Annotated in this window: 21 protein-coding genes and 1 riboswitch; of the genes, 18 read left to right on the top strand and 3 right to left on the bottom strand. The window is 71.5% G+C overall.

The window, feature by feature from the left end; translation table 11 throughout:
• Positions 1–136 precede the first annotated feature (136 nt).
• The 8 genes from shc to OG406_RS07975 all read left to right on the top strand — a co-directional run bounded on the left by shc (position 137) and on the right by OG406_RS07975 (position 9204).
• Complete coding sequence (shc, locus tag OG406_RS08010; protein WP_329184962.1) at positions 137–2137, top strand: squalene--hopene cyclase; 2001 nt, start codon at positions 137–139, stop codon at positions 2135–2137.
• Positions 2137–2778 (top strand): phosphorylase family protein, encoded by a 642-nt coding sequence (locus OG406_RS08005; protein ID WP_164371390.1) that lies wholly within the window; start codon positions 2137–2139, stop codon positions 2776–2778. Before shc ends, OG406_RS08005 begins: the two co-directional genes overlap by 1 nt.
• A gap of 5 nt (positions 2779–2783) precedes the next feature.
• Positions 2784–3806 carry an adenosyl-hopene transferase HpnH gene (gene hpnH, locus OG406_RS08000; RefSeq protein WP_081220430.1) on the top strand — a complete coding sequence of 341 codons (1023 nt, stop codon included), beginning with the start codon at positions 2784–2786 and terminating at the stop codon, positions 3804–3806.
• 4 nt (positions 3807–3810) lie between these two features.
• Positions 3811–4968, top strand: coding sequence for a flavodoxin-dependent (E)-4-hydroxy-3-methylbut-2-enyl-diphosphate synthase (ispG, locus tag OG406_RS07995; protein ID WP_266851209.1), 1158 nt, complete (start codon positions 3811–3813; stop codon positions 4966–4968).
• 28 nt (positions 4969–4996) lie between these two features.
• Positions 4997–6949 (top strand): 1-deoxy-D-xylulose-5-phosphate synthase, encoded by a 1953-nt coding sequence (gene dxs / locus OG406_RS07990; RefSeq protein WP_329184958.1) that lies wholly within the window; start codon positions 4997–4999, stop codon positions 6947–6949.
• Positions 6946–8346, top strand: a complete 1401-nt coding sequence (locus OG406_RS07985; RefSeq protein ID WP_327408468.1) for an aspartate aminotransferase family protein — start codon at positions 6946–6948, stop codon at positions 8344–8346. Before dxs ends, OG406_RS07985 begins: the two co-directional genes overlap by 4 nt.
• Before the next feature lie 61 nt (positions 8347–8407).
• Positions 8408–9058, top strand: a complete 651-nt coding sequence (locus tag OG406_RS07980) for a helix-turn-helix domain-containing protein (protein WP_329184954.1) — start codon at positions 8408–8410, stop codon at positions 9056–9058.
• Positions 9055–9204, top strand: a complete 150-nt coding sequence (locus tag OG406_RS07975) for a DUF6126 family protein (RefSeq protein ID WP_239155109.1) — start codon at positions 9055–9057, stop codon at positions 9202–9204. Before OG406_RS07980 ends, OG406_RS07975 begins: the two co-directional genes overlap by 4 nt.
• 28 nt (positions 9205–9232) lie before the next feature.
• On the opposite strand, the gene OG406_RS07970 is transcribed toward OG406_RS07975, so the two are convergent.
• Positions 9233–10030: a tyrosine-protein phosphatase gene (locus tag OG406_RS07970; protein WP_329184951.1), complete on the bottom strand. Its 798-nt coding sequence runs from the start codon at positions 10028–10030 to the stop codon at positions 9233–9235.
• A gap of 198 nt (positions 10031–10228) precedes the next feature.
• Here OG406_RS07970 and OG406_RS07965 point away from each other — a divergent pair, with 198 nt between their 5' ends.
• The 3 genes from OG406_RS07965 (at position 10229) to OG406_RS07955 (ending at position 14760) form a co-directional block, all read left to right on the top strand.
• Positions 10229–12301, top strand: coding sequence for an alpha-galactosidase (locus tag OG406_RS07965; protein ID WP_267049076.1), 2073 nt, complete (start codon positions 10229–10231; stop codon positions 12299–12301).
• A 302-nt stretch (positions 12302–12603) separates the two neighbouring features.
• A riboswitch (cyclic di-AMP (ydaO/yuaA leader) is annotated at positions 12604–12763 on the top strand.
• A gap of 2 nt (positions 12764–12765) precedes the next feature.
• Positions 12766–13662 carry a M23 family metallopeptidase gene (locus tag OG406_RS07960; RefSeq protein WP_267049077.1) on the top strand — a complete coding sequence of 299 codons (897 nt, stop codon included), beginning with the start codon at positions 12766–12768 and terminating at the stop codon, positions 13660–13662.
• Between the two features lie 312 nt (positions 13663–13974).
• Positions 13975–14760: an SGNH/GDSL hydrolase family protein gene (locus OG406_RS07955; protein WP_164371515.1), complete on the top strand. Its 786-nt coding sequence runs from the start codon at positions 13975–13977 to the stop codon at positions 14758–14760.
• Between the two features lie 78 nt (positions 14761–14838).
• Here OG406_RS07955 and OG406_RS07950 read toward each other — a convergent pair whose 3' ends face one another.
• Together OG406_RS07950 and OG406_RS07945 are read right to left on the bottom strand one after the other, a co-directional pair.
• Positions 14839–15459, bottom strand: a complete 621-nt coding sequence (locus tag OG406_RS07950; protein WP_164371382.1) for a TetR/AcrR family transcriptional regulator — start codon at positions 15457–15459, stop codon at positions 14839–14841.
• A 49-nt stretch (positions 15460–15508) separates the two neighbouring features.
• Positions 15509–16687, bottom strand: coding sequence for a Glu/Leu/Phe/Val dehydrogenase dimerization domain-containing protein (locus OG406_RS07945; RefSeq protein ID WP_329184947.1), 1179 nt, complete (start codon positions 16685–16687; stop codon positions 15509–15511).
• Positions 16688–17046: 359 nt separating this feature from the next.
• Between OG406_RS07945 and OG406_RS07940 the strand changes: the two genes are divergently transcribed.
• The 7 genes from OG406_RS07940 to tdh all read left to right on the top strand — a co-directional run bounded on the left by OG406_RS07940 (position 17047) and on the right by tdh (position 24384).
• Positions 17047–18264, top strand: a complete 1218-nt coding sequence (locus tag OG406_RS07940; RefSeq protein WP_267049079.1) for an MBL fold metallo-hydrolase — start codon at positions 17047–17049, stop codon at positions 18262–18264.
• Between the two features lie 357 nt (positions 18265–18621).
• On the top strand, positions 18622–20997 hold the full coding sequence (locus OG406_RS07935; RefSeq protein ID WP_443067058.1) for an ATP-binding protein: 2376 nt from the start codon (positions 18622–18624) through the stop codon (positions 20995–20997).
• A gap of 71 nt (positions 20998–21068) precedes the next feature.
• Complete coding sequence (locus OG406_RS07930) at positions 21069–21503, top strand: roadblock/LC7 domain-containing protein (protein WP_081220442.1); 435 nt, start codon at positions 21069–21071, stop codon at positions 21501–21503.
• Positions 21504–21505: 2 nt separating this feature from the next.
• Positions 21506–21877 carry a DUF742 domain-containing protein gene (locus OG406_RS07925; RefSeq protein ID WP_081220443.1) on the top strand — a complete coding sequence of 124 codons (372 nt, stop codon included), beginning with the start codon at positions 21506–21508 and terminating at the stop codon, positions 21875–21877.
• Positions 21855–22454 carry a GTP-binding protein gene (locus OG406_RS07920; protein WP_267049081.1) on the top strand — a complete coding sequence of 200 codons (600 nt, stop codon included), beginning with the start codon at positions 21855–21857 and terminating at the stop codon, positions 22452–22454. The genes OG406_RS07925 and OG406_RS07920 overlap by 23 nt, the downstream gene beginning before the upstream one ends.
• Complete coding sequence (locus tag OG406_RS07915) at positions 22451–23038, top strand: GAF domain-containing protein (RefSeq protein WP_164371377.1); 588 nt, start codon at positions 22451–22453, stop codon at positions 23036–23038. Before OG406_RS07920 ends, OG406_RS07915 begins: the two co-directional genes overlap by 4 nt.
• A gap of 317 nt (positions 23039–23355) precedes the next feature.
• Positions 23356–24384, top strand: coding sequence for an L-threonine 3-dehydrogenase (gene tdh / locus OG406_RS07910; protein WP_267049082.1), 1029 nt, complete (start codon positions 23356–23358; stop codon positions 24382–24384).
• Positions 24385–24387: the final 3 nt, after the last annotated feature.

Here is a 24387-nt window from a genome sequence, read left to right as displayed (position 1 = left end):
ACACCTCGCGTAGTCGCCGGCCGGTGTTTCCCCCGGGCTTCGAACCTCGTTCGAGCACGGGATCACCATCGGGAACGGAAGCACCGGCCGACGGCGGACCCACAGCAGAGTCGTACCACTGCACGAAGGGGAAGCCATGACAGCGACGACCGACGGAAGCACCGGGGCACTTCCTCCCCGCGCTGCCTCGGCCAGCGAAATCCAGCACGACACTCCCGCGGCGGCCGGGACGGTCGAGACCCGAGACGCCGCCACGCGCGCCATGGCGCGTGCCACGGACTTCCTGCTCGCGCTGCAGGACGACCAGGGCTGGTGGAAGGGCGACCTCGAGACGAACGTCACCATGGACGCCGAGGACCTCCTGCTCCGCCAGTTCCTGGGCATCCGCGACGAGCCGACCACGCGCGGCGCCGCCCTGTTCATCCGCGGCGAGCAGCGCGAGGACGGCACCTGGGCCTCGTTCTACGGCGGCCCGGGCGAGCTCTCCACCACGATCGAGGCGTACGTCGCGCTGCGGCTGGCCGGGGACGCCCCGGACGCACCGCACATGGCGCAGGCGTCCGCCTGGATCCGTGAGCGCGGAGGGATCGCCGCGGCCCGGGTCTTCACCCGGATCTGGCTCGCCCTCTTCGGCTGGTGGAAGTGGGACGACCTCCCCGAACTGCCGCCGGAGCTCATCTACTTCCCCAAGTGGATGCCGCTGAACATCTACGACTTCGGCTGCTGGGCGCGGCAGACGATCGTGCCGCTCACCGTGGTGTCGGCGAAGCGACCGGTGCGGCCCGCGCCGTTCCCGCTCGACGAGCTGCACACCGATCCCCACCACCCCAACCCGGCCAAGCCGCTCGCGCGGGTGGCCAGTTGGGACGGGGCGTTCCAGCGTCTCGACAAGGCCCTGCACCAGTACCGCAAGGTCGCGCCGCGTGCCCTGCGAAGAGCGGCGATGAACACCGCGGGACGCTGGATCATCGAGCGGCAGGAGAACGACGGCTGCTGGGGCGGCATCCAGCCGCCCGCGGTCTACTCGGTCATCGCCCTGCACCTGCTCGGCTACGACCTCGAACACCCCGTGATGCGCGCGGGACTGGCCTCCCTCGACCGGTTCGCCGTGTGGCGCGACGACGGCTCCCGGATGATCGAGGCCTGCCAGTCACCGGTGTGGGACACCTGTCTGGCGACCATCGCGCTCGCCGACGCCGGGGTGCCGGCCGATCACCCGCAGCTCGTCAAGGCCGTGGACTGGATGCTCGGGGAGGAGATCGTCCGGCCCGGTGACTGGTCCGTCAAGCGGCCCCAACTTCCCCCGGGCGGATGGGCGTTCGAGTTCCACAACGACAACTACCCGGACATCGACGACACCGCGGAGGTCGTCCTCGCGCTGCGCCGCGTCCGGCACCACGATCCGGCACGCGTCGAGAACGCCATCGGACGCGGGGTCCGCTGGAACCTCGGCATGCAGTCCAAGGACGGCGGCTGGGGCGCGTTCGACGTCGACAACACCAGCCCGTTCCCCAACCGGCTCCCGTTCTGCGACTTCGGCGAGGTGATCGACCCGCCCTCCGCGGACGTCACCGCGCACGTCGTGGAGATGCTGGCGGTCGAGGGTCTCTCCCACGATCCCCGGACCCGCCGGGGCATCGAGTGGCTGCTCGCCAACCAGGAGACCGACGGCTCCTGGTTCGGACGGTGGGGCGTCAACTACGTCTACGGCACGGGATCGGTGGTCCCGGCGCTCGTGGCGGCGGGGCTGCCCGGGTCGCACCCCGCGATCCGGCGGGCCGTGGCCTGGCTGGAGAACGTACAGAACGAGGACGGCGGCTGGGGCGAGGACCTGCGCTCCTACGACGACGTCCCCGGGTGGAGCGGCCGCGGCGCCTCCACCGCCTCCCAGACCGGCTGGGCGCTGCTCGCCCTGCTGGCCGCGGGGGAGAACGAGTCCAAGACGGTGGAGCGCGGGGTCGGCTGGCTCGCCGAGACCCAGCTGGCCGACGGCTCCTGGGACGAGCCGTACTTCACGGGGACCGGCTTCCCGTGGGACTTCTCGATCAACTACCACCTCTACCGGCAGGTCTTCCCGCTGACCGCGCTCGGCCGCTATGTCAACGGGGAGCCCTTCTCCGCGAAGGAGGGGGGCTGATGACCGGTCGGCCCGCTCCGGCTCCGCTGCTGATCGCCTGCGCGCTCGGCATCGAGCACCTCGCGCTGCGCAGCGGCGACCGCAGCGGCGCCGGCGGACCCGTCACCGTGCTGCGTACGGGGATGGGTCCGAGGGCCGCCGAGCGGTCCGTCACCCGGGTGCTCGACGACCCGGTCCTGAGTACGGCGGCCGTGCTGGCCACCGGGTTCTGTGCGGGGCTCGCCCCGGGCATGCACCCCGGTGACCTGGTCGTCGCCGAGGAGACCCGGGACCCGGACGGCACCACGCCGTGCGTGGGGACCGACCTCCTCGTCAAGGAACTGGTGCGGGCCCTGCCCGGCCGCACCGTGCACACGGGGCCGCTCACCGGCTCCGATCACGTCGTCCGTGGTCCCGAGCGGTCGGATCTGCTCGCGACCGGAGCCATCGCCGTGGACATGGAGTCCGCGGCCACACTTCTGGCCGCGGTCCGCGCGGGCACCCGCCCGGTTGCGGCCGTACGGGTGGTCGTGGACGCTCCAGAACATGAACTCGTCCGTATCGGCACGGTCCGCGGTGGAATATCAGCTTTCCGTGTTCTTCGTGCCGTGCTTCCCGCTTTCTTTGAATGGCACCGTTCTTTGTTGCTCCCTCGGAGGTGAGCCAGATGGCCATGCCGCTCCGGCAGTCCATGAAGGTCGCTGCATACCTGTTTGAACAGAAGCTCAAGAAGCGGGACAAGTTCGCGCTGATCGTCGAGTTGGAACCCCTCTTCGCGTGCAACCTCGCGTGCGAGGGCTGCGGGAAGATCCAGCACCCGGCGGGTGTGCTCAAGCAGCGCATGCCCGTGGCGCAGGCCGTGGGCGCGGTGCTGGAGTCCGGCGCGCCGATGGTGTCCATCGCCGGCGGCGAGCCGCTGATGCACCCTCAGATCGACGAGATCGTGCGGCAGTTGGTGGCCAAGAAGAAGTTCGTCTTCCTGTGCACCAACGCCATGCTGCTGCGCAAGAAGATGGACAAGTTCAAGCCCTCGCCGTACTTCGCCTGGGCCGTGCACATCGACGGGCTGCGTGAGCGGCACGACGAGTCCGTCGCCAAGGAAGGCGTCTTCGACGAGGCGGTCGAGGCCATCAAGGAGGCCAAGCGCCGCGGCTTCCGCGTCACCACCAACTCGACGTTCTTCAACACCGACACCCCGCAGACCATCATCGAGGTCCTCAACTTCCTCAACGACGACCTGAAGGTCGACGAGATGATGCTGTCGCCCGCCTACGCCTACGAGAAGGCTCCCGACCAGGAGCACTTCCTCGGCGTCCAGCAGACCCGGGAACTGTTCAAGAAGGCCTTCGCGGGCGGCAACCGGCGCCGCTGGCGCCTCAATCACAGCCCGCTCTTCCTGGACTTCCTGGAGGGCAAGGTCGACTTCCCGTGCACGGCCTGGGCGATCCCGAGCTACTCGCTCTTCGGCTGGCAGAAGCCGTGCTATCTGATGAGCGACGGGTACGTGCAGACGTACCGGCAGCTCCTGGAGGAGACCGACTGGGACTCCTACGGCCGCGGCAAGGACGACCGGTGTGCCAACTGCATGGCGCACTGCGGCTACGAGCCGACCGCCGTCCTCGCCACGCTGGGCTCCCTGAAGGAGTCCATCCGCGCCTCCCGCGAGACCTTCTCGGAAAGCCGCGTGTGAGGCCATGACCGCCGTTTCCTTGGGCCTCCCCGAGGTGCCGGTCCGACCGATCGCGGAGCGCCGTGTCGCACGGCAGATCCAGGTCGGACCGGTGGCGGTCGGGGGCGGAGCGCCGGTGTCGGTGCAGTCGATGACGACGACGCGTACGTCGGACATCGGTGCCACCCTGCAGCAGATCGCGGAACTCACCGCGTCCGGCTGCCAGATCGTCCGCGTCGCCTGTCCCACTCAGGACGACGCGGACGCCCTCGCGACCATCGCCAGGAAGTCGCAGATCCCGGTGATCGCGGACATCCACTTCCAGCCGAAGTACGTGTTCGCGGCCATCGACGCCGGCTGTGCCGCGGTGCGCGTCAATCCGGGCAACATCAAGCAGTTCGACGACAAGGTGCGGGAGATCGCCCGGGCCGCGGGCGACGCCGGCACCCCGATCCGGATCGGTGTCAACGCCGGTTCGCTCGACCGGCGGCTGCTGGAGAAGTACGGCAGGGCGACGCCGGAGGCGCTCGTCGAGTCGGCGCTGTGGGAGGCGTCCCTCTTCGAGGAGCACGGGTTCCGCGACATCAAGATCTCGGTCAAGCACAACGACCCGGTGATCATGGTCAACGCCTACCGGCAGCTGGCCGCCCAGTGCGACTACCCGCTGCACCTCGGCGTGACCGAGGCCGGTCCGGCGTTCCAGGGCACCATCAAGTCGGCCGTGGCGTTCGGGGCACTGCTCAGCGAGGGCATCGGGGACACCATCCGGGTCTCCCTGAGCGCGCCGCCCGCCGAGGAGTGCAAGGTCGGCATCCAGATCCTGGAGTCCCTCGGGCTGCGGCAGCGGCGCCTGGAGATCGTCTCCTGCCCGTCGTGCGGGCGGGCCCAGGTCGACGTCTACAAGCTGGCCGACGAGGTCAGCGCCGGCCTGGAAGGGATGGAGGTCCCGTTGCGCGTCGCGGTCATGGGCTGCGTCGTCAACGGCCCCGGCGAGGCCCGGGAGGCGGACCTGGGGGTCGCCTCGGGCAACGGCAAGGGGCAGATCTTCGTCAAGGGCGAGGTCATCAGGACCGTACCCGAGTCGAAGATCGTGGAGACCCTCATCGACGAGGCGATGAAGCTCGCCGAGCAGATGGAGAACGACGGCGTCGCCTCCGGCGAACCGGCCGTCACCGTGAGCTGATCGAGCACGGACCGAGAGGGGGCCCGACGTGACGATGCTGGAGAACATCCGGGGACCACGCGACCTGAAGGCGCTGTCCGAGACGGAACTCGGTGAACTGGCCGAGGAGATCAGGGAGTTCCTGGTGCACGCGGTCGCCAGGACCGGCGGACACCTCGGACCCAACCTGGGAGTGGTGGAGCTGTCCATCGCCCTCCACCGGGTCTTCGAGTCGCCCGTCGACCGCATCCTGTGGGACACCGGTCACCAGAGCTATGTGCACAAGCTGCTGACCGGCCGTCAGGACTTCTCGAAACTGCGCGGCAAGGGCGGCCTCTCCGGCTACCCCTCGCGCGAGGAGTCCGAGCACGACGTCATCGAGAACAGCCACGCCTCCACGGCGCTCGGCTGGGCCGACGGGCTCGCCAAGGCACGCCAGGTACAGGGGGAGAAGGGGCACGTCGTCGCCGTGATCGGCGACGGCGCCCTGACCGGCGGCATGGCCTGGGAGGCGCTGAACAACATCGCCGCCGCCAAGGACCGGCCGCTGATCATCGTCGTCAACGACAACGAACGCTCGTACGCTCCGACCATCGGCGGTCTCGCGAACCACCTCGCGACCCTGCGGACGACCGACAGCTACGAGCAGGTCCTCGCCTGGGGCAAGAAGGTGCTGCTGCGCACGCCCCTGATCGGCAACACCGTCTACGAGTCGCTGCACGGCGCGAAGAAGGGCTTCAAGGACGCCTTCGCGCCGCAGGGCATGTTCGAGGACCTCGGGCTCAAGTACGTCGGCCCGATCGACGGCCACGACCTCGGCGCCGTGGAGTCCGCGCTGCGCCGGGCGAAGCGCTTCCACGGGCCCGTCCTGATCCACTGCCTGACGGAGAAGGGCCGCGGCTACGAGCCGGCGCTCGCCCACGAGGAGGACCACTTCCACACCGTCGGGGTGATGGACCCGCTCACCTGCGAGCCCCTCGCACCGTCCAACGGCCCCTCCTGGACCTCGGTGTTCGGCGAGGAGATCGCGAGGATCGGCGAGGAGCGCGCGGACGTGGTGGCGATCACCGCGGCCATGCTGCATCCCGTCGGGCTCGGCAAGTTCGCCGAGAGGTTCCCCGACCGGGTCTGGGACGTCGGCATCGCCGAGCAGCACGCCACCGTCTCCGCGGCCGGCCTCGCGACCGGCGGCCTCCACCCGGTCGTCGCCGTGTACGCGACCTTCCTCAACCGGGCGTTCGACCAGCTCCTCATGGACGTCGCCCTGCACCGCTGCGGGGTGACCTTCGTCCTCGACCGGGCCGGTGTCACCGGCGTCGACGGCGCCTCGCACAACGGCATGTGGGACATGTCGATCCTCCAGGTCGTGCCCGGCCTGCGGATCGCCGCGCCGCGCGACGCCGACCAACTGCGGGCCCAGCTGCGGGAGGCGGTCGCCGTCGACGACGCGCCCACCCTGGTCCGCTTTCCGAAGGAGTCGGTCGGACCGGCCGTCCCCGCCGTGGACCACGTGGGCGGCCTCGACGTGCTGCACCGCAGCGAACGACCCGATGTGCTGCTCGTCGCCGTGGGGGTGATGGCGCCGGTCTGCCTGCAGACCGCGGAGCTGCTCGACGCCCGCGGCATCGGCTGCACCGTCGTCGACCCGCGCTGGGTCAAACCCGTCGACCCGGCGCTCCCCGGGCTCGCCGCCGAGCACGGTCTGGTCGCCGTCGTCGAGGACAACAGCAGGGCGTCCGGCGTCGGCGCGGCCGTCGCGCTGGCCCTCGGAGACGCCGAAGTCGACGTTCCCGTGCGGCGGTTCGGCATTCCGGACCAGTTCCTCGCGCACGCCAAGCGGTCCGAGGTGCTGGCCGACATCGGGCTCACCCCGGTGGAGATCGCCGGGCGGATCAGCGCCGGTCTGGCCGTCAGGGACGAGCGGGCCCGGGCCGCGTACGAGATGTCGAAGGCCGCCGACGCGCCGGCCCGGAACGAGTCGTCCAAGGAGAAGAAGGAATGACCGACCCAGCGGAGAAGGGGGAGTTCGACCTCGGCGCGCTCCTCGCCGAGCGCGGAGCCGAGCGCTACGAGCTGCACACGAAGTACCTGAACCACCAACTCCCGCGCATGCTGCACACCATCGGCTTCGACAAGGTCTACGAGCGGGCCGAGGGGGCCCACTTCTGGGACGCGGACGGCAACGACTACCTGGACATGCTCGCCGGGTTCGGCGTCATGGGCCTCGGCCGTCACCACCCCGTCGTCCGGCAGGCGCTGCACGACGTCCTCGACGCCTCGCTCGCCGACCTCACCCGCTTCGACTGCCAGCCGCTGCCGGGCCTGCTGGCGGAACGCCTGCTCGCCCACAGTCCGCACCTGGACCGGGTGTTCTTCGGCAACAGCGGCACCGAGGCGGTCGAGACCGCGCTGAAGTTCGCCCGGTTCGCCACCGGCAGGCCCCGGATCCTGTACTGCTCCCACGCCTTCCACGGTCTGACCACCGGCTCCCTGTCCGTGAACGGCGAGGACGGCTTCCGCGACGGCTTCGCTCCGCTGCTGCCCGACACCGCCATTCCGATGGGTGATCTCGACGCCCTGGCACGGGAGTTGAAGAGGGGCGACGTCGCCGCGCTGATCGTGGAGCCGATCCAGGGCAAGGGCGTCCACGAGGCGCCGCCCGGCTATCTGCGCGCCGCCCAGGAGCTGCTGCACCGGCACAAGGCGCTGCTCATCGCCGACGAGGTGCAGACGGGCCTCGGACGGACCGGGGACTTCTACGCCTACCAGCACGAGGAGGGCGTCGAACCGGATCTGGTGTGCGTGGCCAAGGCGCTCTCGGGCGGCTACGTGCCGGTCGGCGCGACCCTCGGCAAGGACTGGATCTTCAAGAAGGTCTACTCCTCGATGGACCGGGTCCTCGTCCACTCGGCGAGTTTCGGCTCCAACGCGCAGGCCATGGCGGCGGGGCTCGCGGTGCTCTCCGTCATGGAGAACGAGCAGATCGTCGCCAACGCCCGGGCCACTGGCGAGCAGCTCATGTCCCGGCTGACCGCGCTGATCGAACGCTACGAGCTGCTCAGCGACGTACGCGGCCGTGGCCTGATGATCGGCATCGAGTTCGGGCGCCCCAAGTCGATCAAGCTGCGCAGCCGCTGGACCATGCTCCAGGCCGCGCGCAAGGGCCTGTTCGCGCAGATGGTGGTCGTCCCGCTGCTCCAGCGGCACCGCATCCTCACCCAGGTCTCCGGCGACCACCTCGAGGTGATCAAGCTGATCCCGCCACTCGTCGTCGACGAGGCGGACGTCGACCGGTTCGTGGAGGCCTTCACCGCGGTGATGGACGATGCGCACAGCGGCGGCGGGCTGATGTGGGACTTCGGGAAGACCCTGGTGAAACAGGCGGTCGCGAACCGCTGAGCCTTTTTGCCTCTGGGGCAAGAAAATTGCCCCAGAGGCAATCCTCGGGCTCAATGGACCCATGAGCCCTGCCGATCTGGGGACGGCCGACGAACCGTCCGACGAAGCGTCCGCCGAGCTGCCCGCCGTGGCGCCCCAGCTCCGCGCACTGCGCCGCCGCGCCTCCCTCACGCTCGAGGCCGCCGCCCGTGCCGCCGGACTCTCCCCGGCGCATCTTTCCCGGCTGGAGACCGGTCAGCGCCAGCCCTCGCTGCCGATGCTGCTCGCCGTGGCCCGTGTCTACGGTACGACGGTCTCCGAGCTGCTCGGCGAGACGGTCGCCGACCGCGACGCCGTCGTGCGCGCCGCCGACATGGAGCCCACCCCCGCCGGCGGCTGGATCTACCGGCAGGCCGGCTCCTCCGGACGCGGTATGCAGGCGCTGCGCGTGCACGTCCCCCACGGCTCGCAGGGCGACATCGTGCGGGTCCACCCCGGCGAGGAGTGGCTGTACGTCCTGGAAGGGCGGCTCCGGCTGCGTCTCGGGGACACCGCCCACGTACTCGAACCCGGGGACAGTGCGCACTTCGACTCGCTGACCCCGCACCGCATCGCCGCCGCCGAGCGCGCCGGAGCCGAACTCCTCTTCGTCCACACCCTGCTGCAGAGCCCGACCGCCGCGCTGTGCCTCGGCCCGGCGACGGGCCACCCGACCCCGGGAGAGACGTCATGACCGAGCCCACCGAACCGCGCAAGCCGTCCATGGAGGAGAAGTTCCCGCGTGCCCTGTGGGTCCGGCTGATCATCTACGTGGCCGTCGGCCATCTCTTCGCGGCCTTCGTCTACCTGCTCTTCACGCTGGGCGCGCAGAACCAGTAGTCGGCGCCCGGCGGCGCGGGCGCGCGGCTCAGTCCAGCAGGCGCTCGCGCAGGCGGTCGCGCAGCTCCGGGGTCAGCCCCAGCCCCTTCTCCAGATAGGCGTCGACCCCGCCCCAGGTCTCCTCGATCGTCTCGAACGCCGCCGTCAGGTACTCCGCGCGGGCGTCGAAGAGCGGGCTGAGCAGCTCCATGACCTCGGGGGAGTAGGCGGAGGCGGCGGAGCTGGTGCGGCGCACCTTGTAGCGCCGGTGCGTGGCGTTCGACTCCAGGTAGTCGGCGACGATCGCGTCCCGCTCGACGCCGAGCGCGAGCAGGGTGACGGCGATGGACAGTCCCGCCCGGTCCTTGCCCGCCGCGCAGTGCATCAGCGCGGGCACGCCGTCCTCCGCCATCGAGCGCAGCACCCGGGAGTGCTCCGCCGTGCGCTCCGTGATGATCGCGCGGTACGAGCCGATCATGCGGTCCGCCGCCTTGCCGTCGCCGAGAAGGGCACGCAGCTGGTCCAGGTCGCCGTCACGGACCATCTTCCAGAACTCGCTGCCGTCCGCCGGGTCGGACAGCGGCAGGTTCACGTTCCGTACGCCCGGCAGCTCGACGTCCGGGCCCTCCAGCTTCTGGTCCGCCGCGTTGCGGAAGTCGAAGATCGTGTGCAGGCCCAGGGAGGAGAGGAACGCGGCGTCCTCCTCGGTGGCGTGCGCGAGGTGGCCGCTGCGGAACAGCTGTCCCGGGCGCACGCGCCGGCCGTCCGTGGTGGGCAGGCCGCCCACGTCGCGGAAGTTGCGAACTCCGCCGAGCTCGGGCTCGGCCGACGGGACCTGCTGCGTCACGGGGGCTCCTCATCTTCGGCCGCGGGCGCGCCGGACAGGGCCCGGCCGGCGCCCGTCAGCTGCTGTCATCGGTCGCGCATTCGACGATACGACATGGGTTCCTGAGGCAATGAGTTGTCCACAGGCGTTGCCTCGCGACCGTGACTGCCCCGATGATGTTGATCCCTGATCGCACGTGTTCGTATCTGTGGGGGATTGATGATCGAGATCGGCGCGGACGGCCGGACCTGGCTCCTCACCGGAACGAGCAGCGGCTACGCGCTCCACCTCACGGAACGCGACGAGCTGCTCCACCTGCACTGGGGCCCGCGGATCACGCTCGCCGACGCCGAGGCCCTCGCCGCCCGGCCGGCGCCGCCGTACCGGCCCTTCGACTCCCCGCTCGACGGCCGCGAGGAGTACCCCGTCGAGGGCGGCCCCCGCTTCGTCCGCCCCGCGCTCTCCGTACGGACCGACGAGCGGCGCGGCACCGAGTGGCGCTTCGAGGACGCCGCGGCCGAGGGGGACGAGCTGAGGCTGCGCTTCTCCGACGCGGGGCTCGGCATCACCCTGCACTACCGGCTGCGCGGCGACGTCGTCGAACGCCGTGTCACGCTCGCCAACGACGGAAGCGAGGACCTGGAACTGCTGCGCGCGGACTCCGCGACCTGGACCCTTCCCGAGCGGGACGGCTGGCGGCTGTCCCACCTGCACGGCCGCTGGGCCGCCGAGTCCCGGCTGGCGCGTTCACCGCTCACCTACGGCGAGAAGGTCATCGGCAGCCGCCGCGGCCACACCGGACACCAGCACCTGCCCTGGGTCGCCCTCGACGACGAGGCCACCGAGGAGAGCGGCGAGGTGTACGGATGCGCGCTCGGCTGGTCCGGCTCCTGGCGGATCGCGGTCGCCCAACTGCCCGACGCGCGCGTGCAGATCACCGGCGGCGCGGGACACGACGACTCGGGCCTGCTGCTCCTCGCACCGGGGGAGACCTTCACGACACCCGTCTTCGCCGGGCTGTGGAGCGACGGCGGGTTCGGCGGCGCGAGCCGGGCCTGGCACGCGTACCAGCGGACGTACGTCGTCCCGGACGCGGAGCGGGACCGGCCGGTGCTGTTCAACTCCTGGGAGGCCACCACCTTCGACATCTCGGAGGAGCAGCAGCGGGTCCTGGCGCGCCGCGCGGCCGCCATGGGCGTCGAGCTGTTCGTGGTCGACGACGGCTGGTTCGGGGCCCGCACCCACGACCACGCGGGGCTCGGGGACTGGACGCCCAACCCGGACCGCTTCCCGGCCGGGCTCAAGCCGCTCGCCGACGACGTGCACGCCCTCGGCATGCAGTTCGGCATCTGGGTCGAGCCCGAGATGGTCAACCCCGACAGCGACCTCTACCGCGCGCATCCCGACTGGGTGCAGCACCAAGTCGGTCGAACCAGGACGGAATTCCGCAATCAACTCATACTGAACCTTGCCCGGCCGGACGTTCAGGAGTACCTCTGGGAGCGGCTCGACGCCCTGCTCTCCGGCGCGCCGATCGACTACGTGAAATGGGACTTCAACCGCTCCTTCACGGACGCGGGCTGGCCCGGCGAGCGCTATCCGCAAAAGCTCTGGGTGGCCCACGTCGAGGCCTTCTACGCCCTCCTCGACCGGCTGCGCGCGGCGCACCCCGGCGTCGCCTTCGAGTCGTGCTCCGGCGGCGGCGGCCGGATCGACCTCGGTGTCATGGCCCGTACCGACCAGGTGTGGACCTCCGACAACACCGACCCGCTCGACCGGCTCGGCATCCAGCACGGCTTCAGCCAGGTCCACCCGGCCCGGATCATGGCCGCCTGGGTCACGGACAGCCCGAACAAGCTGCTCAACGGCCGGGTCAGCTCGCTGCGCTTCCGCTTCGTGAGCTCCATGGCCGGGGTCCTCGGGGTCGGCGGCGACCTCAGCCGGTGGAGCGACGAGGAACTGGCCGAGGCGCGGGACTGGGTCGAGCTCTACAAGGAGATCCGGCCGGTCGTGCAGCAGGGCGACCTCTACCGGCTGCGCCCCCCGGAGGGCGGGCTGAGCGCCGTGCAGTACGTGCTCGGAGGCGAGACCGTGGTCCTCGCCTGGCTGCAGGCGCAGCACCACGGCGTGCGGCCGGCCCCGCTCAGGCTGCGCGGGCTCGACCCGGCCGGTGTCTACGAACGGGTCGAAACGGGCGAAGTGCACCGCGGTGCGGTGCTGCTGCATCACGGTCTGAGCACCGGGCTGAGCGGCGATCTCGATGCGACGGTTATCCGCCTGCGTCGCATCTGACTGTTCTGTCCGAAATAGCGTCTTCATTCCAACTGGCCCTGGAATGAAGCGACGTGCGCCGGGTCGCGTGAGCAGCGTCATATTCGTGACGATGTGTTGCCGTCGGCCTTTCGTGACCGGCCTTTGTTTCCGGGCGAATTGAAAGCGCGGAAAGATCGTCATTCCACGGAGGGTGACGGTGAATTCCGCATGGATCAAGAAAGGCGAGCGCACAGAATCCGCACACAGTTGTCGACGTGCTCGCATCTCGCTTACGTTCTGCCTCAATCCGGACGGACGCCCAATCCTGCCGCCGCCCGGAATCCGCACACTCACCCGTACACGGCAGGAGCGGGGGACCCACAGGTTCCGTGCCTGGTCCGGTCTCCGGAACAGGCTAGGGGTACAGCCGCGCAGCCGCGTGGCCGGGCATCTCCAGCCCGCACCCGACAGCTCACCTCGCAGGCGCCGGAGAGGAAATCGCCATGCCCGCGAAGGGTAAGCACCGCCGTCCCAAGTCCCTGCGTTTCACCCGCACGATCGCCGTGGCCGGAACCGGTGGCGCCGCACTCGCGCTGCCGTTGCTGGGAGCCACCGGCGCCCACGCCGCGACCCCGGCCGCCGCCGCGCAGCACACCCAGAAGTCCGCGACCGTCGCCCCGGCCGCCGCGAAGGCCGGCACGTCGACGACGTACGCGGTGAAAGCCGGCGACTATCTCGCCAAGATCGCCGACGACCAGCACGTCAGCGGCGGCTGGAAGAAGATCTACTCGGACAACCGCTCCGCCATCGGCAGCGACCCGTCGCTGATCCACCCCGGTCTCAAGCTGTCCCTCGGCGCGAAGGCCGCCGCCCCGCAGGCCTCGGCCCCGGCGAAGCCCTCGGCCGCCAAGCCGGCTGCCGCGAAGCCCGCCGCCGCGAAGGCCGACACGGCGAGCACGGCCACCAAGACGGCCGCCGTCGGCAACAGTTCGGGCTACACCCTCCCCGTGGACGGCGCCACCATCGGCACCAACTACAAGGTGGCGGGCAGCATGTGGTCCAGCGGCTACCACACGGGCACGGACTTCGTCGTCCCGACCGGCACCACCATCAAGTCCATCGCCGCGGGTACCGTCGTCTCCGCCGGCTGGGGCGGCGCCTACGGCAACCAGGTCGTCATCCAGCACGCCGACGGCCGGTACTCGCAGTACGCCCACATGTCGTCCCTGTCCGTCTCGGCGGGCCAGACCGTGACCGAGGGCCAGCAGATCGGCCTCTCCGGCGCGACCGGCAACGTCACCGGACCGCACCTGCACTTCGAGATCCGCACCACGCCCGACTACGGCTCGGACATCGACCCGGTCGCGTACCTGCGCTCGCACGGTGTTGCCGTCGGCTGACGCCGCCTCGCCCGACCTGCTCCTGACGGCAGGACCGCCTCCGAAGGCCGGACCCCACGATCCCCGGGGTCCGGCCTTCGGTGTTTCTCGGCGGCTCCCGGCGGCTCCCGGCGGCTTCCGGTGTCCGCCCGGGACACAATTCGCGGCGGCTGCCTCAACAGGCCTGACCAGAGCCTTATTCCATGGTTGACCAACACTTGACGAGTGGCTTATCTCACCGGCCGTCAACCCTTCCCTACGGTCGCGTAGCTCACATCCGAAGGTGAATCATGGGCCGACGTGGCAGACGATTCGAAGAGTGACGACAGATCAGTGATCGGGTCGTACGTGGCGGTGGGGGACAGCTTCACCGAGGGCGTCGGCGACCTGGGGCCCGACGGGGCCTTCGTCGGTTGGGCGGACCGCTTCGCGGTTCTGCTCGCGGACCGGCGACCCGAGGGCGACTTCAACTACACCAACCTCGCGGTGCGCGGGAGACTGCTCGACCAGATCGTCGAGACCCAGCTCGTCCGCGCCAAGGAGCTCGGCCCGGACCTGGTCTCCTTCTCCGCGGGCGGCAACGACATCATCCGGCCCGGCACCGATCCCGACGAGGTCGCGGAGCGCTTCGAGCGAGCCGTCGCCGACCTCACCTCGGCCGTCGGCGCGGTCATGGTGACCACCGGCTTCGACACCCGTGGCGTGCCCGTGCTCAAGCATCTGCGCGGCAAGATCGCCACGTACAACGGGCATGTGCGGGCCATCGCGGACCGCTACGGCTGCCCGGTCCTCGACCTGTGGTCCCTCAAGACGATCCAGGACCGCCGCGCCTGGGACGGCGACCGGCTCCACCTCTCGCCCGAGGGTCACACCCGGGTGGCGCTGCGCGCCGGGCAGGTCCTCGGCCTGGAGGTGCCGGCCGACCCGGACCAGCCGTGGCCGCCGCTGCCGCCGCGCGGCACCTTCGAGGTGCGACGCGACAACATCCACTGGGCCCGCGAGTACCTCGTCCCGTGGATCGGCCGACGCCTGCGCGGCGAGTCCTCCGGCGACCACGTGGCCGCCAAGGGCGCGCTCTCCCCGGGCGACATCAAGACCCGCATCGAGTCGGTCGCCTGACCGCCAGCCCCACGGTCACCGCGCCCCGGGCCCCGCGGGCCCGGGGCCGACTTGTCCCCGGACGCCGCGTCCGTGTCCTTATCGCGGCCCCGCCACCAACGCGGCCCTCTCCAGACCGAGTTCGCGGGCCAGGGCCTCGTCCGCCCATTGCTGGGTGCGGGCCCGGGAGACGGTGCCGCCGTAGGCGGTCATCTGGACGGCAAGGCCGTCGAGCAGGGCGGTGAGGCGCAGGGCCGTGCCGACCGGGTCGGGGCACTGGAACTCGCCCGCGGCGACGCCCTCGGCGATCACCTCGGTGAGGGCCGCCTTCCACTGGCGGTCGAGGTCGCGGGTGACCTCCAGCAGGGCCGGCTCGCGCAGTGCGGCCGCCCAGCCCTCGATCCACAGGCGCCAGCCCTTGGCCTGGCCGGTGGGGGCGTACCAGCGGACGGCGGTCCGCAGGCGCCGCAGCGCGGTCGTGCGGCGGCCGAGCAGTTTGCGCAGATGGGCGAGATCGTCCTCGGCCGCGTAGGTGAAGGCGGCCGCGACCAGCTTCTCCTTGGTGGAGAAGTGGTACAGGACGAGCGCGTTGCTGACGCCGAGGGACGAGGCCACGTCGGCGATCCGTACCGCCGCCACGCCCCGCGCCTCGATCTGTTCCACGGCGGCCCGCAGCAATTCCTCGCGCCGCTCCGCCACGCTCAACCGCACTCTCGCCACGCCGCAACCCTACACAGCGCGGTCGCCCGCGGTCGGACACGAGTTCGCGTCATCCGTACCAGCCGAACCGCTCCGCGATGACCGGAAGCCGGTCGGTGACGATGGCGTGGGCGGCGGCACGCGGTGTCGTCCCGTCGGCCTCCGCGCGGGCGAGCATCTGGTCGATCAGGGCGCGCATGGAGCGGCGGATGTGGGCGAACGCCTCGTCCGGGTCGGCGCCGATGTCGCCGAACAGGGTCCACCACCACCAGGCGTTCGTACCGGAGTTGACCACCACGTCCGGCAGGACGACGACCCCGCGGGCGGCCAGCAGCTCCTCCGCCTCCGCCAGGACCGGCATGTTGGCCGCCTCGACCACCCAACGCGCCCTGATCCCGGCCTGGTTGACCGCGTCGACCGCGTACGAGACCGCCGCGGGCACCAGCACTTCCGCATCGGCGGACAGCCAGGCGTCGCCGGGCAGTTCACGGTCGCCGGGGCGCAGCGCGGCGCGGTCGACGGTCCCGTACGCGTCCCGTGCCGCGAGCAGCGCCTCGACGTCGAGGCCGTCCGGGTTCGCGAGGGTCCCCTTGACGTCGGCGACGGCCACCACCTTCAGGCCCGCGCGGGTGAGGAACCGTGCGGTGGCCCCGCCCATCGTGCCGAGTCCCTGGAGGGCGACCCGTGTCCCCGCGTACGGGACCCCCGCCCGGTCCAGCGCGGCGAGCACCGACTCGGCGACGCCGCAGCCGCCGGCCAGTTCGTCGAGACCGATGCCGTCGACCTCGACGGCGAAGGCGTCCGCGAGCCGTCGCCGGGCCGCCCGCTCGTCGTCGAGGAGCGGGTAGACCGCCTGGATGGACGAGACGAGCCCGGCCTCCGCGGCGGCCCGGTCGACCAGGTCCTGGGAGAGGCCGAGATCCTCGCCGGTCGTCCAGAAGGCCTCGATGTACGGACGCATCGCCCGCAGGTAGCGCACCAGCAGGTCGTACGCCCCCGGGTCCTGCGGGTCGCAGTCGATGCCGCCCTTGGCGCCGCCCAGCGGAACGTACCGGCCGGCCGGGTCGTAGTGCAGCGCCTCCTTCATGGTCATCCCCCGGGCGAGCCCGGTGACCTCCGCCAGCGTGCAGCCAGGACGCATCCGCAGGCCCCCGCTCGCCACACCGCGGACGAGCCGGTCGACGACGAGGAAGCCCTGGCGGCCGGTCACGTGGTCCGTCCAGGTGAGCGACATGAGGGGGGTGGTCATGGGATCTCCTCGGGGACGGCTGTCACGGTGGTGCGCGGGTGAGCGGGGGGTTTCCCCCCTCGGGATCTCGGACGGCATCCTGGATCAGTACTGAATCATGGTTCAGTATCGAAACCGGTCGGCCGTCCTGTCAACGCGCGCGGGACCCCGGCGGCCGGGCGCTCGGGACGGGCGGGCGGTTCCGATGCCCGTGGGCGACGGCGAGAACGTTGCTCCCGGGCGGAAGAAGCGGGTCCGTGCCGGGGTTGAGGAGACACAGGCCCGGGACGGACGGACATCGCGTCGTGACCGGGGCGACGCGGCGCCGTCAGAGGCGACGACCATAATGAAAGCCTGACCGACTCCTTCTGGAGGTACCCGTGACCGGTTTCCGTACCCTGAGCTCCGGGCTCCGCTCGCTGCGGCCCGCCGCCTTCGGCGCGGATCCGGGCGGAGCGCGCATGGAGCGCATGCGCAGATCGCCGAACTTCGCGGACGGTGTGTTCCAGAACCCGGAGAGCGCCCGGACCCGCCCCGACGGCTCGATGCTGGAGTTCGCGAAGGTCTACTTCCGCAAGGAGGAGCGCCTCCACCGCTCCCCGGCGGGAACCGTCCCCGTGCACCCGACGACGCTCGCCGACCTGGCCAAGCCGGCCGCGACCGGCCTGCGGATCACCTGGATGGGGCATTCCAGCGTCCTCGCCGAGATCGACGGGCACCGCGTGCTCTTCGACCCCGTCTGGGGCGAGCGCTGTTCCCCCTTCGCCTTCGCCGGACCCAAGCGGCTGCACCCCGTGCCCCTGCCGCTGGCCGCGCTCGGCCCGGTGGACGTCGTGGTGATCTCGCACGACCACTACGACCACCTCGACATGCCCACGATCAAGGCGCTGGCCGGCACGGACACCGTGTTCGCCGTCCCGCTCGGCGTCGGCGCCCACCTGGAGCGCTGGGGCGTCTCCGCCGACCGGCTGCGCGAGCTGGACTGGAACGAGTCGGCCAAGGTCGGCGGGATCACGCTCACGGCGACCCCCGCCCGGCACTTCTGCGGCCGCGGGCTGCGCAACATCCAGCAGACCCTGTGGGCCTCCTGGGTCGTCGAGGGCGACACGCACCGGATCTACCACAGCGGTGACACGGGCTACTTCCAGGGCTTCAAGGACATCGGCGCGGCCCACGGCCCCTTCGACCTCACGATGATCCAGATCGGCGCGTACAGCGAGTACTGGCCGGACATCCACATGACGCCCGAGGAGGGCATGCGCTCCCACCTCGACCTCCAGGGCGGGCAGCCCTCGGGCGTGATGATGCCGATCCACTGGGCCACGTTCAACCTGGCGAACCACACCTGGGCCGACCCGGGCGAGGGCACCGTGGCCGCCGCTCGCGCGGTCGGCGCGACGGTCGCGCTGCCGCGCCCCGGCGAGCCCTTCGAGCCCACCGCCGAGACCGTCCCCTCCGAGCCGTGGTGGCGCGGCGTCGCCCGGACCCCCGAGGGCGGCTGGCCGGTCGCCGAGCAGGCGGCGGCCGACACGGCGGGTGACACCGCAGGCAGCTCGACGGAGGGCACGGGAGACCCGGAAACGGTGCCCGCGGGCTGACGATCACGTCGACGGCGAGGGCCGAGGAGCACGATGCTCCTCGGCCCTCGCCTTTTGTCTGTGACCGCTTCCGACCGGCTCTGAACAGCCCCGATCGAATCCGAACGCTGTCCGAACGGGTGTCCAGAAGGGTTATCGGTCAGCCGTACGAGGCCTCATACCAGAGCGGGACGCTGACCGGGAGACTTTGTCAACAGCCCATCGCAGCTGATGCGTTGACGACTACTGTCAGTTGCCGTCGGGCGACACAGGGCCGAATTCTTCGGCTCTGTCGACCGGCATCGCGATGGCGCATGCCCGAGTCGCGCAGACCCGCGGGGAGCCCTGTGCCCCGACGCATCCAGTACGAGGACGCCGATGTCTCACCTTCGCGCACCGGCCGCACGCGCAGACCGCCGTGAGGGCGGGCGACACGGACGACCCGTCGCCCGCGCCACGCCCGCACCGCCCGAGACGCACCTGCGGCCCCAACTGCTGCGCCTCGCCGTCCTGCCGCCCACCGCGGTGGCTCTCAGCGCGTGCGCGGTCGTCCTGTTCACCGTCCGCTCCACCGGCGCCCGGCCCGGCCCCGCCCTGTGGGCCGTCCTCGCCGGAGCCGTGGCCGTCGCCATGGCCGGCATCCTGATTGCTGCCGTCGCCGCCGACCGTGCCGCCCTGTCCGTGGGGGAGCGCATAGGCGCCCTGCGCCGCGCCAGCGCCCGCACCGAGGCAGACCTGCACACCGTCGTCGAGGGCCTGCGGCGTGGCGAGACCCCGCCCGCCAGGAAGTCCCGTCGGCAGCCTCCGGTGGACGCCGACGACTTCGAACTGCTCGCCGCCGACATGTCCCGCGCCCACGACGGGGCCGTCGCCGCCGTCGTCCAGGCCGCGCGGCTCACCGGCCCCACGGGCAGCGAACAGAAGGTCGAGGTCTTCGTCAATCTCGCCCGGCGCCTGCAGTCCCTGGTGCACCGGGAGATCTCCATCCTCGACGAGCTGGAGAACGAGATCGAGGACCCCGATCTCCTCAAGGGCCTCTTCCACGTCGACCACCTCGCCACCCGCATCCGGCGCCACGCCGAGAACCTCGCCGTGCTCGGCGGCGCCGTCTCGCGCCGCCAGTGGAGCAACCCGGTCCCCATGACCGAGGTGCTGCGCGCCGCGATCGCCGAGGTGGAGCAGTACTCGCGGGTCAAGCTCGTGCCCCCCATCGACGGCACCGTGCGCGGACACGCGGTCGCCGACGTCATCCACCTGCTCGCCGAACTCGTCGAGAACGCCACGGTGTTCTCCGCGCCGCACACCCAGGTCCTGCTGCGCGTCAACCTCGTCACCTCGGGCCTGGCCATCGAGGTCGAGGACCGCGGGCTCGGCATGCAGCCGGGTGAGCAGCACAGGATGAACACCCTGCTTGCCGACCCCGACCAGGTCAATGTCGCCAGCCTGCTGCAGGACGGGCGCATCGGTCTGTTCGTCGTCTCGCAGCTCGCCCGGCGGCACGGCATCCACGTACGGCTCCAGAGCAACATCTACGGAGGCGTCCAGGCCGTACTCGTCGTCCCGCAGGAACTGCTGGGCCCGGCGCCCGGTGTCCTCGGGGACGCCTCGGGGCAGCGGGACGCGGGCGGGGCACAGCCGCTGCCCGGTGGCCCCCGGCCCGCGCAGCCGATGCCGGGACCGGTGCCGGTCGCGCCCGTCGGTCGCCAGGTGGCGCCCGTACCGCGCCAGGCGCAGCGGGAACTCACGCAGGGAGAGACGCCCCCGCGGGTCCCGCCCCGCGGGCGGGCACCGGAGCGCGGGCCGGTGCCGGACGGCGCTCCCGCACCGCTCCCCACCCGCTCCACCCGTGCCGGACGCCCCAACCCCGCCGAGGCCGTCCCCGGCATCAGGCCGGCGGACCGGACCGCCGCGGAGGAGAACGCGGGGATGCCGCCGACCCCCCGTGCGGGCGCCGTACGGGGCACCATGGACAGGCCCCACCTGCCCAAGCGGCGCGCCCAGGAACATCTCGTCCCGCAGCTGCGCGAGGGCCCCACCCCCCGGCAGGACACGGACGAGGCCGTCGGGCACGACCCCGGACTCATGGCCGCCTTCCAGCGCGGCATCGGACGCGCGGAGGCCGTCCACGCCCGAGCGGCGGGCGGACCGGGCGCGCCCCTGGACCCGCTGGAGGAGACGCCCGTCCGGAGCCCCATGGATCTCCTGCGCGCGGACCTGCTGCCGCCGAACGGCGTCGGCCCGGACCTGCCCCGACGGCACAGCACCGGCCACCTGCCCGGCGGCCTCCCGGAGCGGCGCATCGGAACGCGGAGCCCGGGCGAGCCGGCCCCGATGACTCCGCCGCACCCGGACGGCTTCTCCGCCGTCCACGGCGCACCCGGCGAAGTCGGCACCGCGCACGGGGATCCCGGCCCTGAGGGTCTCGGCGACATCGGTCCGGGCGGCGACGGCGGAAGCGCGGTCGGCAGCGGCCCCGACCACCTGGACCCCCTCGCGCCGGGCGGCCCGCTCCCGTACCGGCCGCGTCCGGAGGCGCTCCGCACCGACGGGGCCGGCCGTGCCGACGGGACGCCCCTGCCGGGTGCCCCCTCCGACGCCACGGACTTCGCCGGCGCACCCCTGACGAACGGCACCCCGACGCCGTACCCGGGCGACGCGCACACGACGGACGCGCCGCCGCCGTACGAGCACCGGGACACCGCGCCCGGACACGACCGCACCGGCCGGCACGACGGGAGCGCACCGGCCGGATGACCACCCCCACCACCCCCACACCGCCCCCCACCGCTCCCGCGGACCTTCATACCTCAAGGAGTCGATCCCCCATGGCGAGCGATGCGCCGACCGGCCACGTTTCCGACCTCGACTGGCTGATGAGCGGCCTCGTCCAGCGCGTACCCCACACCACGAGCGCCGTGCTGCTCTCCTGCGACGGGCTCGTGAAGTCGGTCCACGGCCTGGACCCGGACAGCGCCGACCACATGGCGGCGCTGGCGTCGGGCCTCTACTCCCTCGGGCGCAGCGCGGGCGTGCGCTTCGGGGACGGCGGCGACGTCCGGCAGGTCGTCGTCGAACTCGACTCGACCCTGCTGTTCGTCACCACGGCCGGCTCCGGCACCTGTCTCGCCGTGCTCGCCGGCCGGGAGGCGGACGCCGCGGTGCTGGGCTACGAGATGGCCATGCTGGTCAAGAGCGTCCGGCCCTACCTGGTCACCGCGCCCCGGCAGCACGCCGTCGAAACCCCGGCGATGAGGTCTTGAGCGTGGCCACGGCCGGCGACGGGCCCTGGCTCGACGACGCGGCGGGGCGCCTGGTGCGCCCCTACACCGTGAGCAACGGCCGGACCCGGCCGTCGACCGCTCTCGACCTCCTCTCGCAGGTCAGGGCCACCGGAGCCACACCCCTCGGCTATCTGGGGCCCGAGCACAGCCAGGCACTCGAACGGTGCCGGGCGCCGGTCTCCGTCGCGGAGATCGCCGCCCACCTGAAGCTGCCGGCGGCGGTCACCAAGGTGCTGCTGTCCGACCTCGTCGACTGCGGGGTGCTCACCACGAAGCCCCCGGAGTTCCACCACAACCCCACTGACCGGTCTCTTCTGGAGGCAGTGCTCGATGGACTACGACGACAGCTCTGACCCGTTCCCCACCGCACTGAAGATCTTGGTGGCGGGCGGGTTCGGAGTCGGCAAGACGACCTTCGTCGGCGCGGTGAGCGAGATCGCGCCGCTCAGCACGGAGGAACTGCTCACCACGGTCAGCGCGGCGACCGACAACCTCGACGGCATCGAGAACAAGGTCGAGACGACCGTCGCCATGGACTTCGGCCGGATAACCCTCGACCCGGAACACGTGCTCTACCTGTTCGGCACGCCCGGACAGGAGCGGTTCTGGTTCATGTGGGACGAACTCTCCGAGGGCGCGCTCGGCGCGGTGATCCTCGCGGACACGCGCCGGCTGGAGGACTGCTTCGCGGCGGTCGACTTCTTCGAGCAGCGCGGCCTCGGCTTCATCGTCGCGGTGAACGAGTTCGACGGCTCGCACCGCTACAGCCCCGACGAGGTGCGCGCGGCCATCGACCTCGACCCCGCGATCCCGGTCGTGCCCTGCGACGCGCGGATCTCCAGTTCGGGTGTGCAGACCCTGCTCACCCTGGTCCGCCACCTGCTGGCCCACGCGCCGGTCCGGGCGCCGGGGCAGGGAGCACGGGCATGAGCTACGACCCGCCCCGGCCGTCCGGCCGCCTGCTGCTGACCCCGGAGGACAAGGACGCTCCGGCCCGGGTGCGGCGGCTGCGCCGGCTCGGGCTGGGGGAGCGGGCCGAGCCGGTCTTCGACGCGTTCGCGGACCGCCTGGCCAAGGTCGCGGCCGCCCCGTACTCGAAGGTCACCTTCGTCGGTGAGGAACAGCAGTTCTTCGCGGGCCTGCACACCCCGGACCGGGACGCCCGGACGGACGGCGGTGCCACGGCGGCCGACGGCGGCGCACGGCCGGTGGACCGCCGGATGGGCCGGGAGTACGGCTTCTGTCCGCACGTCGTGGTGCGCCGCAAGGCGCTCGTCCTGGAGGACGTCCGCGACTATCCGCGTTTCGCCGGCAATCCGCTCGTCGACGAGATCGGCGTGCGCTCGTATCTCGGCGCTCCGCTGATCGACAGCACCGGTATCGCGCTCGGCACCATCTGCGTCGAGGACGTCGAACCTCGGCCGTGGGGAAAGGCCGGCCTGGAGACCATCAAGTCGATGGCCGCGGAACTGGCCGGACAACTCGAACGGCGGGAAGGGTCCCAGGGCTTCTGACGTGCGGCCGCCCCACGGAGAACCGGCCTTCCGTCCGTCCGGCGACCGACCTCGACACGGGTGAAGAGCCCTGGTGTCACCGGGCCGACCCACGGATTCCGGGCGCCGGGAAGTCGGGGAGAGGGAAACCCGTGCGGGCGGAAAAGGGGCCGGGGAAAACCCGGGCGTGAAGGAAAGCTGGGGCCGCGCTTAAGAAATCCTCGATGGACCGGAGGTACCGTCGTAGGGCAGATTCCTCAGGGAATTCACCCCTCTCCCCGGCACGGGCTGCCTTCGGCGCGCCCTTTCCCGGGACCTCACCCCACAGGAGCCGTCGCGTGAAGGCGCTGGTCAAGGAGAAGGCGGAGCCCGGGCTCTGGCTCACGGACGTCCCCGAGCCGCAGGCAGGCCCCGGCGACGTGCTGATCAAGGTCCTCAGGACCGGCATCTGCGGTACCGACCTGCACATCCGCAACTGGGACGGCTGGGCGCAGCAGGCCATCACCACGCCGCTCGTCCTCGGCCACGAGTTCGTCGGCGAGGTCGTCGAGACCGGCCGCGACGTCGCCGACATCAACGTCGGTGACCGGGTCAGCGGTGAGGGGCACCTCGTCTGCGGCAAGTGCCGCAACTGTCTCGCGGGCCGCCGTCACCTCTGCCGTGCCACGGTCGGCCTCGGCGTCGGCCGCGACGGCGCGTTCGCCGAGTACGTCGTGCTGCCCGCCGCCAACGTGTGGGTGCACCGCGTCCCGGTCGACCTCGATGTCGCCGCGATCTTCGACCCGTTCGGCAACGCCGTCCACACGGCCCTGTCGTTCCCGCTGGTCGGCGAGGACGTCCTGATCACCGGAGCCGGGCCGATCGGCCTGATGGCCGCCGCCGTGGCCCGCCACGCGGGCGCCCGCAACGTCGTCATCACCGACGTCAGCGAGGAGCGCCTCGAACTGGCCCGCAAGACAGGGGTCAGCCTGGCGCTCAACGTCGCGGGCTCGACGATCGCGGACGGCCAGCGCACCCTCGGCCTGCGCGAGGGCTTCGACATCGGCCTGGAAATGTCTGGCCGCCCCGAGGCCCTGCGCGACATGATCGCCAACATGACGCACGGCGGCCGGATCGCGATGCTGGGTCTGCCCTCCGAGGAGTTCCCGGTCGACTGGTCCCGGATCGTCACCTCCATGATCACGATCAAGGGCATCTACGGCCGCGAGATGTTCGAGACGTGGTACGCGATGTCGGTCCTGCTGGAGGGCGGCCTCGACCTCGCGCCCGTGATCACCGGCCGGTACGGATTCCGCGACTACGAGGACGCGTTCGCCGACGCCGCCAGCGGCCGTGGCGGCAAGGTCATCCTCGACTGGACCCTCTGAGGA

This window comes from Streptomyces sp. NBC_01428 (assembly GCF_036231965.1).
Classification (GTDB): domain Bacteria; phylum Actinomycetota; class Actinomycetes; order Streptomycetales; family Streptomycetaceae; genus Streptomyces.
The sequence above is the reverse complement of the archived record's forward strand: the minus strand, read 5'-3'. Positions and strand labels throughout refer to the sequence as shown.